Annotated in this window: 9 protein-coding genes; 3 read left to right on the top strand and 6 right to left on the bottom strand. The window is 58.8% G+C overall.

Translation table 11 applies throughout. The annotated features are described in order from the left end of the window. Positions 1-29: 29 nt before the first annotated feature. The 3 genes from NC979_RS21050 to NC979_RS21040 form a co-directional block, all read right to left on the bottom strand. Positions 30-3971: a hypothetical protein gene (locus NC979_RS21050; RefSeq protein ID WP_190521379.1), complete on the bottom strand. Its 3942-nt coding sequence runs from the start codon at positions 3969-3971 to the stop codon at positions 30-32. Between the two features lie 88 nt (positions 3972-4059). Beyond that, positions 4060-5025 (bottom strand): hormogonium polysaccharide biosynthesis glycosyltransferase HpsN, encoded by a 966-nt coding sequence (hpsN, locus tag NC979_RS21045; protein WP_190521377.1) that lies wholly within the window; start codon positions 5023-5025, stop codon positions 4060-4062. Between the two features lie 135 nt (positions 5026-5160). Then, positions 5161-6078 carry an NAD(+) kinase gene (locus NC979_RS21040; protein WP_190521375.1) on the bottom strand — a complete coding sequence of 306 codons (918 nt, stop codon included), beginning with the start codon at positions 6076-6078 and terminating at the stop codon, positions 5161-5163. Between the two features lie 295 nt (positions 6079-6373). Between NC979_RS21040 and NC979_RS21035 the strand changes: the two genes are divergently transcribed. After that, the gene (locus tag NC979_RS21035) at positions 6374-6634 is read left to right on the top strand and encodes a DUF3146 family protein (protein WP_190521372.1); all 261 of its coding nucleotides are present in this window, start codon (positions 6374-6376) and stop codon (positions 6632-6634) included. Positions 6635-6654: 20 nt separating this feature from the next. Here NC979_RS21035 and NC979_RS21030 read toward each other — a convergent pair whose 3' ends face one another. Next, positions 6655-7092 carry a RuvC family protein gene (locus NC979_RS21030; protein ID WP_431191101.1) on the bottom strand — a complete coding sequence of 146 codons (438 nt, stop codon included), beginning with the start codon at positions 7090-7092 and terminating at the stop codon, positions 6655-6657. Positions 7093-7364: 272 nt separating this feature from the next. Between NC979_RS21030 and smc the strand changes: the two genes are divergently transcribed. Together smc and NC979_RS21020 are read left to right on the top strand one after the other, a co-directional pair. Continuing rightward, positions 7365-11066: a chromosome segregation protein SMC gene (gene smc / locus NC979_RS21025; RefSeq protein WP_190521370.1), complete on the top strand. Its 3702-nt coding sequence runs from the start codon at positions 7365-7367 to the stop codon at positions 11064-11066. A gap of 269 nt (positions 11067-11335) precedes the next feature. After that, positions 11336-12259, top strand: coding sequence for a PRC-barrel domain-containing protein (locus NC979_RS21020; RefSeq protein WP_190521368.1), 924 nt, complete (start codon positions 11336-11338; stop codon positions 12257-12259). A 53-nt stretch (positions 12260-12312) separates the two neighbouring features. Here NC979_RS21020 and NC979_RS21015 read toward each other — a convergent pair whose 3' ends face one another. After that, the gene (locus NC979_RS21015; protein WP_190521366.1) at positions 12313-13305 is read right to left on the bottom strand and encodes a pentapeptide repeat-containing protein; all 993 of its coding nucleotides are present in this window, start codon (positions 13303-13305) and stop codon (positions 12313-12315) included. 17 nt (positions 13306-13322) lie between these two features. Further along, a complete protein-coding gene (locus NC979_RS21010) occupies positions 13323-15215 on the bottom strand; it encodes an adenylate/guanylate cyclase domain-containing protein (protein ID WP_190521363.1) in 1893 nt (630 codons plus the stop codon). Position 15216: the final 1 nt, after the last annotated feature.

The following is a 15216-nucleotide window of genomic DNA, read 5'->3' as shown; positions in this document are numbered from 1 at the left end:
CTCGGTTAACTCAAAACTTGTCCCCTCCACTACTGCCAGGCATCCAAGTCTTGCCCCCAGTTTTGGGTAAGCTGCAGCCACTGACCGCGGCGACGCTCTACATCGGCGGCAATCCAGATCAGGGCGATGCCGACTAAAATGCCGGCCACCCACTTAATGAAGGGAAAGGCCGCGTTGAGCACTACCAGCTGATTGAGGGCGTTGAGGACAAAAACAACGGTGCCCACGTAGAGCAGAGCGCGAATGCGCAGCAGGAGCCCGGCGGCGATCGCCCCCAGGGCCATAGCCCCAGTTGGCAGTCCGGTCCATCGCTCCGTAATTAGGGCGGTGAATAAGATGAGCGCCAAGGCTATCATCCGAAGCCAATGCCGCTGTTCTTTGCCCTCGGGCCGCTGCAACGCCGGGTCTAGCTGAGCAACGTAGAGCAGCAATAGCCCCAGGGGCAGCAACCAGGCCAGGCCATCGCGAATCGCTGCCCTTTCTAGCCAAATCCAGATCGCCCAAGCGGCACAAACTACGGATAGATAAGAAACGCGAATTTTGCCGCTGTGCCAGGCCAGCCAGCCGTAGAACCCTACCAGCACCCAGAGCGTTGGGATGTGGTCAACGCCGCCCGTGAGTAGCGTGATGGCCAGGGGTACCCCAACCGCCATTACTCGCCAGGGGCGCTGAGGCCAGCCCCAGGTGGCCCAGGGTAGCCAGTACACCGGCACCGCCACGACACAGGCCACCACGCCCCACCAGTTGTCGAGAAATGCCAAAAATGGGAACAGCGATCGCCCCAGGGCAAACCAGCCCACCAGCTCGACCAGGCCAGCGTAGACCCAGGCATGCTGTACTTCACCAGAGGCACCCAACCGGCCCTGGCTGAGGGCGTAGAGCACTAGGGCGGTAGCGATCGCCAACCCCAACCACCCTAAAGTCGCCTCGGCAAACCCAAGGCCAATGCCGCACCCCAGCATGAGCAAACTACCAATGAACCAGTGCAGGTGGGCTGCCCAGACTAGTTCCACCTGGGGCAGACCCAGGGTGCGATCGAGCTGCCCTGCAGCCAGGCGGTACAAGATCATGATCAATGCGGCAACTCCTGCCAGCACCAGCAGAGCATCTGCCGCTTCGCCGCCAGAGCCCTGCAACATCTGGTAGATCACCAGCTCATACCACCCCACTGACAGCAGCCCCAAGGCTAGCCAGCGAGCCAGGGCCGTTTGGGAACGTCGCCCCACTTCTAGCACTAGCAGGGCCGCGACTACGACTAGCCAGCCTGTCCAAGCCGTGGCCGTATAGGCGCGTAAAGCTAAGGCTAGGCCGGCATAGAGCAGCGTCAGGTTTTGTAGGGCAGGAGCCAAGGCCGGGCGAGAACGTCCCACAACTGCGGCCAGGACTAGGGCGATCGCCCCCAGTCCCAGAGTTGGCACTGCCAAAGAAACCACCGCAGGATAGCGCTCTACTGCGATCCCAGCTACCAGCAGTTCTATCCCCCAGCCTGCCAGGTAAATAGTGAGAGGCCGTAAGGTTCCCCAAAAGCGGAGGACCAGAGTCATCAAGAATGCAGCTAGGACAGCAACGATCAAGGGGCGAGGTTCTCGCCAGTCGAGGTAGTAGAGAGAGACGGCAATGGTTGAAAGGGTCAGTAAGCCAATGGCCAGGCTGTGACCCCAGCGATCGCAGGCCACCCGATACAGCCCACGTAGCGAAGGCATTTCAGTATCCTGGGGCGCGGGCAGCAATCGCCAGGCGACCCACAGCGCTGCCATCAGTCCTACCGTCACCAGCCCCCAGTCGGCCAAATGGCGGGGAAAGCCCGTAACCCAGTCTGCCAGGCTGCTATAGACCCAGCCCAGGGCAAAGCCCACCGCCACAAACGCCACCCCCGGCCGCCGATAGAACGTGCTGTTTACCCCCGTTAGAACCGTTGCCGAGCTCAGACCCACTAGCCGAGTCCACGGCAGCCCCAGGGTCAAGGGCAGCGCAATACCTGTGGTCACCACGCTGGCGCGGTAGCGACCGATCAGCAGCAGCACCAGCGGTATCACCACCCCCACCCAGCTCGAGCTGACCTGCCAGCCGCTATCGATCAGGTCTGCCCAGAGCAGCGCGTAGCTTAGAGCAGATAGGCCAATCCCGTAAAGCCAGGCCGTGCTACCCCAGAGGGCGCGCAGAGCCTTGCTCAGCACCAGTGCCACCGTTGCCAGGGCCACTATGACCACAACCCAGTAACTCAAAGGCAGATTTGGCCAGCGATCGCCAATGGCTGCCACAATGCTCCCCAAGGCCAAGCCGTAGGTGACGACAATGCGCCACTGGGCTAGGGAAGATCGCCGTAGCGTTACCACCAGCGTTGTGATCGTAGAAGCGATCAAATTCACCACCAGCACCGGGCCGCTGGCCAAGCTGATCAGCGTCAGTACAAAATTGCTGGACAGGGCAATGCCGTCGCTAAATTGGCCTAGCTTCAGCTTGTCTCGCTGCCGATACCAGTCGGCCAAAGCCACCATCCCCACCACGTAGGGAAATAGCGAAATCCCCAGCAGTGGCCAGGTACCAGCCGCAAATTCATCCAACCTAGCCAGGGGGGCGAGCATGGACTGCCGCAACGACAGGGGCAGCATCTCCCAGCCGACGAAGCCGAGCTGTACGGCGATCGTATAGGCAATCAGCAGATCTCGCCGCTTGCCCAGCTTGCCTAACGCCTGAATACGCAGCGCCAGCCCGAGCAGACCGATCCCAAACGCTTGAATGAGCCAGTCTATAATCGCTAGCAGCCAGCCCCACCACAACAGTCCGCGCCCTGCAGCAATGCCCCAACGGGAGGTGCGATCGGCAGAAGACTCAGCCCCAGGTGATACCTCTAGACTGGCTTCGCGCTGGGGCTGAGGCACCAGTCGCCGCTGCCCCAGCCATACCCAGGTCGCGCCATACAGTCCAAAGGCCAAGCCCAGTTGCCCCAGCTGTTCAGCGTCTAGGACACCTAGACCCCTCGCTAGCAATAGCCCCAAGGCCGCTGTGATAGCTACCGTAGACCAGCGCAGCCCGGGCGCTCTGCCCTGCTGTTGCTGACCATAGACCATGGCCGCAGCAGTACCTAAAACCCCGGTATAGACCGCTAGCAACGGCACCCCGCCCCACCCACTGCTTAAGCCCCAGCCGGTGTGTAGGTAAGCCAATCCCAAAGCATTGGCCTGCTCTAGGGGAGTGCTTTGCTGCTGGCGCAGTACCTGCAAAGCCGTTAAGGTCAGCAGAATGGCGGCGATCGCCCCCACCAGCACTCCGCCCCCACGCCACACCCCCAGTCCATCCAACGCCCAAAAATTCAGCGGCACCAGCAGCAGGGTAATCATTTGCAGGGTTTTAGCCGTCAGCTGCAAATTCGGGCGGCGGTGACACCACAGTCCCGCCGCCCAAAACACCAGGGTATAGGCCAGTAGCACCAGGTATTGCCCCACTGCGTTAAACCTGGCCCATTGGGTCGCCGCCAGCACCGCCGACGACAGCACGACTAAAAACACCCCTAGCCCCAGCAGCCACACCACGCTCAGTTCGCTCATCAAGCGGCCAAGCCAGAGGTTTGTAGGGGATGGGCCCTGGGCCTGTCGAGGGGTAGATTGGCGGGGGCGAAGCCAGGGCGATCGCGGTTGACGAGGGCGACTAGCGGGCTCAGCAGGGACAAAATCCCTAATGGGAGCTTCTCCAGCAGGGACAACCTCTGGGGCCGGCATCTCCCCCGCCGCCCAGGCGGCTTCAGATTCTAGGAAAGGGTTGACCGCATCAGCCGTGTCTAATTTTGGGTCGGCTGTGGTAGCGGTCTCCGGCAGCCAGTTACAGCTAAGGCTAGCCTGCCCCAGGTCACGCACCTGCTGGTCAGTGATTAGCCCTAGCCGCAGCCAAGTGTCTAGCCCTTCTAGCAGTCCCGGCTGATCGGGCGACAGGTTTAGCTGTAATCGAATAATGGGGTCTCGATCGTCAGCCATACTCTGCCTTGGGGGACGGTTCTAAAATTATGGGCGTTGCCACAACAGGTAGATTCTCAATCCTGAGATTCTTAACCTTGGGGTGGATCTACTCCATATCGGCATGAAGTCGCCCGTGCTTGCCCACAGTAGTGGCCAGTGTGTAAACCGTATAGAACCAGCCCAACCCAAAGAACAACCCTCGGCTTAGAATCTTCAGCGGATGGCCGCTCTTATTGCAAGGGGGGTGCCCTAACACGTGGCAGTCGAACAGGCGACCGTAGAGACGCAGGTTTTGCCCCAGGGTAAGATTTTTCAGCGCCAGCAGAAAATGGTTGTGGTAAAAGTTCATCTGGTAGCTGAGCGATCGCGTCGTAATGTCGTGACAGCCCCCTGTCTCTTCTCCCAAATGCACTAGGTGCGCCTCCGGGTTGTACCAAATGATGTAGCCGGTGGCGCGAATGTGGAGGCAAAAGTCAGACTCCTCGCGCACGGCACTGCCGTAGAAGCGCTCGTCAAAGCGCAAGCCGTGCTTGTCGAACAATTCTCGCCGAAACGACATGTTGCACCCCCGCGCTGTCAGCACCCGCTGGGGCTGCGTGGTGTGCACCAGGTCGATGTGGTACCAGGCAATTCCTGGATCCATCGCCTGGGGAGGCAGATAGTCAATTTCCAGATCCGTCTGCTCTGCGAGCTTCATGCGGTCAAACACACGCCCCGCCACCGCCCCGACCTCAGGCCGCTCCAGAAAAGTGCGGGCGTGGGCGTAGAGGTAGCCCGGAGGCAGCACCACATCATCGTCGATGAAGAGGACGAGATCGGAATGCGATCGATCTATGCCCCAATTTCGCGCCGCCGGTAGACTCGCCCAGGGCACTGAGTACCAAGTAATGTCCCCCGCATTCTGCCAAGCCTGAAGCTGCTGCTGGGTCTCCGGCTGGTGGGTTTGAGTTTGGTCTACCACTACCACTTCGTAGGCCGGGTAATCTTGAGCCAGCACGCTGCGCAGCGTCTCACACAGCACCGCCTCCCGCTGATAGGTAGGAATGATTACAGTAATGGTGGGCCAATCCATGGCAACAGGGAAGTGTAGGGCTCAGACCAGTATTCCCACCGATTTACCCCAAGTCGTCCGTCTACCCATTGACAGAACGCTGGTAAGACACAGGGATCTGTCCCTTACCCACCCACCCATCCACCTGCCTACCCCTCAGGGAAGCTCTACCGACGTTGGCTTAGCGATATGAGGCAGTCCCCAGCCCAGTTTTTCGCGCAGCACGGTAAAAAATTCCGGCGGTTTTAGCCGAATGAACCGCGCTGGGTAAGGGGCGCGGCAGGTGCTCACCTCGTCTTTAGTCATGACGTAGCAGCCCGCGTTACCGTCCACAATCAGCACCAGAGGGTCGGGGTTAGCTGAGCGAATCACCACCTGCTCGTGGTCAGGAAATACCAGCCCTCGGGACGCCAACGAGTGCGGGCAAATAGGAATAAGCTGAGTAACGGACACCCCAGGGGTGATCACCGGCCCACCCGCCGAGAGCGAATAGGCTGTAGACCCTGTAGGCGTCGACACAATAATGCCGTCAGCCGCAATATCAACTGGGGAGTGAGAGCCGATCGCCACTTCAAAATGACACATGCTGGTCAGGGGCTCACGGTGCAGCACCATCTCGTTTAGACAGAGAGCTTCCCATACGAGGCTAGACTCGTGGAAAAGGCGCACCGCTAGCATGCCCCGCTCTTCGACTTCGTAGTCGCCCGCCAGTACCTGATCGATGGCTTGGGGCAACTGGTTCAGATAAGCCTCAGTCAAAAAGCCCATGTGGCCTGTATTTATCGTCAGCAGAGGCACCCCAATCGGGGCCAGTTGCCGACAGGCCGACAGCACCGTGCCATCGCCCCCCAGCACCACCGCGAAACTCATATCGGCATCGAAATTCGGCGGCACCAGACTGTCAAGGGGAGTATGGCAGACGGGGCGCTCAGGATGAGAATAGCCTAAAATGCCGCCCATGCCGGTGGCCAGGCTGACGGTGTAGCCTCGACGAGTCAGTTTTTCCTCCCATTCGAGAGCGACCTGGCAGGCCACAGGCTTAACGTCGTTGTAGATAATGCCAACCTTGGGCACAGGCAGGGTCCAACCTTACAATCGGGGAAATCAGGTAAACAAAACGTGCCCTACACCCGCTAAGATGCCGAACACGCTGGGGATCACAATTTAGCTTCTCCCTAGGCTACCGTTTTTTCGTCTAGGGTAAAACAGCCCGTGACCGAATTGCTCGATCGCGGGGTGCTGAGCCGTATCGTTGCCCACAGTATCGGGGTAGACCACAGCCTACGCTACGGTTATCTTACCTGTGGGGGTGTTGCCTAGCCCTTAACCTCGATCACGATTGTTTTGTTATCGCTTTGCTTTTGCCGCCGTGACCCGTCGCCCCTCTGAAACCACTGCCTACGTTCGCATTACCCACCAGTCGTGGAGCCAGGGCCGCATCGAAGGCGAAGTGCGGGCCAGCACCTACGAATGGCAATTTCAGTGGCGCTTTCGCCAGGGCAACCTTCGAGTAGAGCCATCCCTGGGGCGTGCCCTGATCTGCGAACCCCTCAGCCGCTTTCTAGAACGCTTCGACTACCAGCTCGAACCCGGCGGTGACTACTCGTTCACCATTCGGGCAAAGCTCTAGGCAAAAGGACAGATCATGCCCTACTCGCCTGTCAAGCGGTTTAGATAGCGCTCGATCAGCAAAATGGCCACGATGTCGTCTATGGGACGAGAAATTTTGCGCAGCGATTGGGGAATTATCCCTGCTAGCCCCGATGGGGGATACATCTGCCAGTAGCGATCGCGCGCCTCTAACGTGGTATATCGTTCATCCACCAGCATGATCCGAGGCGGGTCAGGTAGCTGGCTGAGGGTATCTTTCCAGTTCCCCGAGGCGGTTTGGTCACCCAGCACAATGGTTGAAATTGGAAATCGCTGGCGCAGGGCAGCAATCTCATCGATCACCGCATCGGCGGCAACCACCTGCTGATAGCACAGTAATCGGTCTAGCCCCATGACGGCCAAGCCACATTTTTGCCGTCCGGGGTCAAAGCCTAAAATCATCGGCTGGGACAGAGGGGGGGGAGTGGTCTGGCTCACGGGGGCTGGGGGTAGATTTTCCCCTTCATTGTGCCATCCTGGATTAGTTTTCTTGGGAAGGTGCAGTTCTAGCTGCAAACCCAAGAAGCTCGAGGCGGCTTGCCCAGAATGTGAATGCCTTCTTCACTATCTAGCGTACAAATCCTTTTCTTTGCACTAAACTTAGGCGGCATCAGCCTAGCTAATAGGTGTGGATCCTAGCTGTCTAGGTTAGATAGCCAAAATCTCTGCCCTGTAGTACACTTGTTTCAATCTTGAGGTAACGCTGGCCAGTGCACATCAAGCGTGTTGAGCTGTCCCACTTCAAATCGTTCGGGGGTACGACCCAGGTTCCATTGTTGCCTGGGTTTACTGTCATATCTGGGCCTAACGGCTCAGGTAAATCGAATATTTTAGACGCGTTGCTGTTTGGTTTGGGGTTGGCCAGCTCTAAGGGCATGCGGGCCGATCGCCTGCCCGACCTGGTGAACCAAAACCAGATGAGCCGTCGCGCGACCTCCGAAGCCAGCGTCACCGTGACCTTTGACCTCAGTGATGTGGCTGCCGACTTGATGATCGATAGCGACGAGGGCACTGAGTCCCATGGGAATAACCTCAACGGCCATCGCAACGGCAACGGTAACGCCAGCACCAATAGCCGCAACGGCAACTCTCCCACCCTCGAAATTTCCGAGTCAGACGCCGCCAATGTGGTCACGTTACCCACGGGCCGCGAGTGGAGCATCACCCGGCGGCTGCGGGTGACCAGCCAAGGCACCTACACCTCTAATTACTACATCAACGGCGAGCCCTGCACCCTCAACCAGCTCCACGAGCAGCTGCAGCGGTTCCATGTCTATCCCGAAGGCTACAACGTGGTGCTGCAGGGGGATGTCACCAGCATTATTTCGATGAACTCCCGCGAGCGCCGGGAAATTATCGACGAGTTAGCTGGGGTCGCCGCCTTCGATCGCAAAATTGACCAGGCTCGGGGCAAGCTGGAGGCCGTGCGCGACCACGAAGATCGCTTTCGCATTGTCGAGCGCGAGCTGCAAACCCAGCTTGAGCGCTTGGCCCAAGACCGACAAAAGGCCGAGAAGTACCAGCGGCTCAAGGAAACCTTTCAGACCAAAAGTCAGTGGGAGGCCGTGCTGCTGTGGCAAAGCCAGCAGCGGGCGATCGCCGCCCTGCACCAAACCCTAGAGCAGGGCGAGGTCAAGTCGACTCAGCTAGCCGAGGCGATCGCCCAGGGGCAGGGGGCGATCGCCGCTCTCGAAGCCGAACTCGCTACCCTCAATGCCCGCATTCGAGCTATGGGCGAAGACGAGCACCTGGCCCTGCAATCCCAAGTGGCCACCCATGAAGCTGAGCTGCGCCAGCTTCAGCGCCAGGAACAGGAGAACCGCAACGCTACCAACCAGGGAGCTGCCCTGCGTCGCGACACCGAGATCGTCCAACTGCAGCAGCAGCGCGATTTGGAGCAGGTGCGGCAATCCATTGCCTCTCTAACCACGGGAGAGCTAGTCGCCCTTACCGAGACCAAGAACCAGGTGCAGCAGGCCCTAGAAGAACGCCGCCAGGCAACATTGGCGATCGCCTCTGAGTCCCAAGCCAGCATTCAGCAGCAGACCCAGCTGCGCCAGGCGATCGAAACGTTACGGGGCGATGTCGAACCCCAGCGGGCCGAGCAGATTCGCCTGCAAGAGCGCCTACGCCAGCTCGAACAGCAGATCGAGACGTTAAGCGAGCAGCGCCGCGCCTTGGGATCTGCGCCAGCTGCCTCGGAAGCCGATACTGGGTTCGCCCAACGTTTAGCGACAGCGGAAAAAGAAATTCAGGCGATCGCCGCCAAGATTGCCGCTGCCGAGGCAGAACTCTCTGTCCAGCGCGACACCCAAACCCGCTTGCTCAAAGAACAGCGCGATAAGCAGCGCGAACTCGATAAGCTCGAAGCCCAAACTCAGGCTCTGCAAGAGAGCCAGGGTACCCACGCCACCAAGCTGCTGCTCGACAGCGGCCTAGTGGGTATCAGCGGCTTAGTAGCTCAACTGGGCAAAGTAGACCCCAAATATCAACTCGCGCTAGAAATTGCTGCCGGAGCGCGCCTCGGCTACCTAGTGGTCGAGAACGACCAGGTAGCCGCTAAAGGCATTGAGTTTCTCAAGCAGCGCCGGGCCGGGCGGGCTACTTTTTTGCCCCTGAACAAAATTCGCGCCCCCCGGTTTACCCCCGTGCCCGACTGGAAGCGCCCCGACGGATTACTCGACTACGCCGTCAACCTGATCGATTGCGATCCCCGCTACCGCGATATTTTTGGCTACACCTTTGGCAGCACTGTGGTGTTCGACAGCCTCACCTCAGCCCGGCAGTACCTCGGTGACTACCGCATCGTCACATTGGAAGGGGAAATTCTCGAAACCAGCGGAGCGATGACCGGGGGAAACGTGTCGTCGCGTTCCGGCGGTCTGCACTTTGGCACCGTAGAACCGGCAGAATCGTCAGAAGCCCAGGCCCTGCGCCAGCGTCTAGGCGATATTGAGGTGATGCTAGAGCGCTGCGATCGCGACCTCAAGACCACCTCCGAAACTCTACAAACTCTCACCCAAAACTTAATTGCCCAGCGCCAGCAGTACCGCGAACTCCAGCTAGCGAACGAGCAGCAACAGACCCAGCAGCAGCAGCAGGCCCAGCAGGAAGCCCAGCTCGAAACCCAGCTCAGTCAGCACCAGCAAGAATTGACCAGCACCCAGGAGCGCCTGCAAGAACTCGCAGAATCTTTGCCCGCCCAGGAAGCTGAAATCGCCCGTCTACAGCAGGCTCTTAGCGAGCTAGAGCAGTCCCAAGCCCACAGCGAGTGGCAAACTGCCCAGGCAGCGGTGGGACAGCTGGAAAGTCAGTTGAGCGATCGCCAGCAGGCCCTCCAAGATGCCGAGCGCCACCTGCAAGATCTGCACAACCAGCGCCAGCAGCTTGAGCTAGCCCTTACCCAAGCCCAGCAGACCCTCACCACCCAAGCCCAGCAGCAGACTGAGCGCGACCAGCAGCTCACCCAGCTCCAGCAACAGCAGGGCAGGCTGAATGGTGAAATCGCCCAGCTGCGTCAGCAGATGGCCGCCCTTGACCAAACCCTAGCCGCTGAAAAAGCCGTTCGCGACGAGCTAGAGAGCCGTCTGCGCACCCAGCGTACCCAGACCCAGCAGCAGGAGTGGGAGCGGCAAAAGCTGCTCGAAACCCAGCAGGAGCGCCGTCAGCAGTTGGCCGAGGCCCAGGAATTGTTGTCAACCCAAGCGGCCGAGCTACCCCACCCACTGCCCGAAATTCCCGCCGAGACAGATTTGGAGGAGTTGCGGAAAGAGCTGCGATCGCTCCAACGTCGCATGGAGGCTATGGAACCAGTCAACATGCTGGCCCTTGAAGAATACAACCGTACCGAAGAGCGTCTCACTGAGCTGACTCACAAGCTCACTACTCTTGAAGAAGAGCGCACCGAGTTGCTGCTGCGCATCGAGACCTTTACCACCCTGCGCCGCCAAGCCTTTACCGAAGCATACGACGCCGTCAACCTCAACTTCCAGTCAATTTTTGCCGAACTCTCCGATGGCGACGGCCACCTCCAGCTCGAAGACCCCGAAGACCCGTTCAACGGCGGCCTCAACCTAGTCGCCCACCCCAAGGGCAAGCCTGTGCGCCGCCTAGCCTCCATGTCCGGGGGCGAAAAATCCCTTACGGCGCTCAGCTTTATCTTTGCCCTCCAGCGCTATCGCCCCTCTCCCTTCTACGCCTTCGATGAGGTTGACATGTTCCTCGACGGGGCCAACGTGGAGCGACTGTCGCGCATGATTAAACACCAGACCGAGCAGGCCCAATTTATTGTGGTCAGCCTGCGTCGTCCAATGATTGAAGCCGCCCAGCGTACCATCGGCGTCACCCAGGCCCGTGGAGCCTACACCCAAGTACTCGGCATCGATCTGGAGACCCAAAGTGCAACGCTATAGTCTTAATCAAGATAGACACAATATGTAGCAAAAAGCATGTCAGGTTTAAACATTTCTCCGTTCCCCTAAACCTTAGATTTACAGAGCAAATCAAGCTAGTAGACCAACCGAATCCGTCTGGTAGTTCGGTCTTCCCTCCTGTAGAATTAGACGATTCTGGTTAAGATAGCTATTCAGGTTAAGGAATCGTTTTACCCCGGTAACGCGGTCTGCCACCGGCCTGGCTTGTACCAGCGCTCTGTTGTCTCGGTCCACGAGATGGATTAAACATGACCTTAGACAAATATCGTCTTCGCTCCGACTTCTTGGGTACCCAGGTAATTACCCGCAACTCAGGCCAGCGACTGGGAATTGTCAGCCAGGTTTGGGTCGATGTAGACCAGCGAGAAGTCGTGGCCATTGGCCTGCGCGAAAATATTATGTCTGGGCTGGTATCAAGCACCCAGCAGGTCATGGCTCTTACCAACATCCGCCAGATTGGCGATGTCATCTTGGTAGATGACGAAGCCGTTCTAGACGACGAAATGAGTGTGGCCCCCTACAGCACGCTGGTCAACTGTGAAGTTATCACCGAGACTGGGGAACCCCTGGGCCGAGTGCGTGGGTTTAAGTTCGACGTCACCACTGGACGGCTAGAAACCATTGTGATCGCCTCCTTTGGCCTGCCTCAGATTCCCGACCAGGTGATTAGCACCTACGAACTTTCCATTGACGAAGTAGTCAGCAGTGGCCCCGATCGCCTGATTGTCTTTGAAGGTGCCGAAGAAAAAATGGTGCAGCTCAGCGTTGGCTTGCTAGAGCGCCTAGGCATCGGCAGCGCTCCGTGGGATCGCAATGACGACAGCGAGTACATTATGCCGGTGTCAACTGCCAATCAGTTGCCCTCTGGGGTGCAGGTACCCGCCGAATTTAGCAAAGCCCGTCCGGCTACCACCGAAGAGCGCTGGAGCGACGATGACTGGGGCGAACCCGAGCGCGTTGAAGCCCCTCTCCAGGCCCAGCAGCCTGCAGAACGCTACCAGGCCGCTACCCTAGACGACCAGAGCACCTACAAGGCCTACGACGCCGACTTCCAAGACGTCACCGAAGATGTTTGGACAGAGGAAGACGAGGGCGCACCCTACGAGGCCAAGCCCCTCAACATCCCCCAAAAGAAAAAAGTCACTGAGTACGAAGAAGAACTGGACTATTGAATACATATGGGAGCGACTGGCGCCGTAGTTCACCAGGAACAGAGGCGCTCCCGTCACTCATGAATACTGCCATCAGGCATGGTAGTTCCCGCTAGCATGACATTGACTAGGGTGGTGCTGCTGATTTCGGCCCGCTCTAAAATAGCTTCGCTGAGGTCGGCATCGGTGAGATCGGCCCGGCCCAAATAGGCTTCAACTAGCAGAGCTTTAGTGAGAATAGAACGGCGCAGACTCACGCGAGATAGGTCAGACCGACTAAAGCGAGCGCTGGCCAAGTTGCAGTCATCCATCTGAGCTAGGGCCATGGTGGCCTCAGTGAAGTCGACCCCTTTGGCGCTGACGCGGTTAAGATTAGCCTGGCTGAGGTTGCTACGGGGGAAACGGCTCTGGGTGAGATCGGCAGACTCTAGGCAGCTTTGGCTAAGGTCGACATCGCTGAGGTTGGCATTGCACAGCAGCGCCCCCTGCAAATTAGCTCCCTTGAGGTTGGCATCGCGCAGCACCGCCTCGCTGAGATTAGCGCCGCTGAGGTCAACGTAGGCCAAATCGGCCCCCGAGAGATTGGTGCCCCGTAAATCAGCCAGGTGTAACTTAGCTCCCCGCAGATTGGTGGCGTACTTGCGGTTTTCTTGGCGTAGATTAGCTCCACGTAGGCAGGCCCCGGTGAGGTTAGCGCCGCTGAGATCAGCGTTGCGCAGGTCAGCTCCGGTGAGATTGGCATCGAGCAGATCGGCCAGGGTCATATTGGCGCTGCGCAGATCGGCCCCCTGTAGGCTAGCCCCGTGCAGATCAGCATCGCGCAGCATGGCAGCCGACAGATCGGCCTGGTTGAGGTTAGCTCCCCCCAGGCGCGCCCGCGACAAATTAGCCTGGCGAAAGCGCACCCGCGTTAAAAACGCCAGCATGAGGTTGGCATTCTCGAGATCTGCCTGCATCATATCGGCCCCAATCAAATCAGCCCCAGCGAGGTCGATGCCCACCAGGGTCTTACCCTTAAAGTCCATATCGCCGCGGGCATAGGCGTCGAGCAGTTCGCGGGCATTCATATCGAAGACCAAGGGGCTTAGGCAGAAAATCGGGCGGATACAGGGGCAGCCACAGCGGAACGATCGCCAGCGTTAGACGTCTCAGAGACAACTTCAAGATGGGGGGTTGGGCTTTGGGCCACTGCCTCTGCCGACTCTAGCAGACCATTGGGGTCTTGGGGATAGTAGGCGCGCATTGCCTGAGCAATGGCGCTGGCCACCTGCCCCCCGTCGCCGACCCGGCCGAGACAGTGGGCAATAATGGATAGCTTACTGTCTAAGTCAGAGTAGGTGGGACAGTATTCGAAGGTTTGCTGCAATAAGTCGTCGAGAGTGCGTCGGCTGAGGCTAGACCAGTCTTGGGTTGTGTAGCCGAAGGGGCCGTGGAGACAGGAGTACAGCAAAATTTTGGCCCGCAGCGGATTGGCATACTGAACAATCTCGCCCCGCAGGTCGAATAGGGACGAGCGATCGCGCCTCGGGCCTCCTGGCTCAGACCCGCCACCTATGGGGTTAGAGAGGGTGCCATGGAGAGTGGTCAAATCTGCTGGCTGGTCATAGCCGCCGCTGGACAGGGTGGTATAGGCTTCGGCGATCGGACTGGAGGGTCCAGAGGGCTCAGCCAGGACGGTGGCCTCAGCCAAAACCGTTTGTTCTACTAAGGCCGTGGCCTCGGCTAGGGCCTCAGGCTGGGTTTGGTAGAGGGGCTGGAACCCTACCATGATCTGGTTAGCCAAGCGAGTGTACTGCTGGCGTCGGTTGAGATACTTGACAACGCGGCTCAACCGATAGCGCAGGTCTTGGGGCCTAGGGGCCAGGGTAAGCGTCTGTTGAATTAGCCCCGGCAAATAGGTTTCGCTGAGACGGCTGGGGTCATTTTCCCAGCCACCGTGACAAAGACAATGCAGCAGCTTGCGTAGTCGCAGGGCCTCAGGGCTGCGGTCAAACTGGTCGGCAATGGCCTGGCAGCGCTCCTCTAGAGAACGCGGGGTGAGCTGAGTGAAAACTTCGGAGGTAGCCTCAGGGTTTTGAAACAGCGATCGCCCGTACCAGGGTTGGAGCTGTTTGACGATGGTTCCGGCAATTTCACTGTAAAGATCTTGGCGGTTGAGCCCGGCCACTACCCGCTTTAGCTGATCTTCAAATTCAGCCAGGGTTGGGTAGCGATCGCGCAGCGACAGCAGCAGCGATCGGAGGTCAAATTGATCTAGCACCGTAGGGTCATTTTCCCAGGCCTGCTGATAGGTAGCAAACACCAATTTCTTGATGCGCAGGTTATGGGCGTGGGTGCCCAGATGGCGCAGGGCATTGTCTAGCAGAGCCTCCGTGGTCATAGGTAGGGTGCAGGTGTGGTCCTCAGATCCTTGGGGGCCAGACTCAGTGTCTTCAGCGTGGAGCGCCAGCTGGTAGGCAGGTACTGCCTCCTCAATATTCTTGAGTTGCAGGGGGCCTAGAAAGGTAGCGTGAAGATTGAGCCGCGCCTTGACCACATCGTAGATAGTGCGCGACACGCACAGGCCGCGAGGTTTGGCAAAGGTTTGCAGTCGGGCGGTGATGTTGACCCCATTGCCCATGACATCCTGCTCACTGACCAGGATATCGCCGAGGTGCACGCCAATGCGGTGATCGAGATACTGGTTGGGCTCCAGGCCCTCAGCTAGATCGACTAGCCGCCGCTGCATCTCTAACCCGCAGGAGACCGCTTCTACAGCGCTGAGAAAGTAGATTAGCAGACCGTCGCCGGTCGATTTGAGCACAGTGCCACCAAACTCTCGGCAGATATCGCCGATCAGCGTCAGGTCGCGATCGATCAACCGCAGAGTGCATTCTTCATCGGTTGACATGCGGGTGCTAAAGCCTACCGCATCAGTAATCATGATGGCGGCCAGCAGGCGTTGCCCCTGGGATAGCGATGACACTCGACGTTCCATG

This window comes from Leptolyngbya subtilissima AS-A7 (assembly GCF_039962255.1).
GTDB lineage: Bacteria > Cyanobacteriota > Cyanobacteriia > Phormidesmidales > Phormidesmidaceae > Nodosilinea.
The sequence above is the reverse complement of the archived record's forward strand: the minus strand, read 5'-3'. Positions and strand labels throughout refer to the sequence as shown.

Coding starts and splice junctions, on each gene's coding strand:
- NC979_RS21050 (WP_190521379.1), bottom strand. CDS start 3,971: ATGGCTGACGATCGAGACCCCATTATTCGATTACAGCTAAACCTGTCG.
- hpsN (WP_190521377.1), bottom strand. CDS start 5,025: ATGGATTGGCCCACCATTACTGTAATCATTCCTACCTATCAGCGGGAG.
- NC979_RS21020 (WP_190521368.1), top strand. CDS start 11,336: ATGACCTTAGACAAATATCGTCTTCGCTCCGACTTCTTGGGTACCCAG.
- NC979_RS21015 (WP_190521366.1), bottom strand. CDS start 13,305: ATGAATGCCCGCGAACTGCTCGACGCCTATGCCCGCGGCGATATGGAC.
- NC979_RS21010 (WP_190521363.1), bottom strand. CDS start 15,215: ATGGAACGTCGAGTGTCATCGCTATCCCAGGGGCAACGCCTGCTGGCC.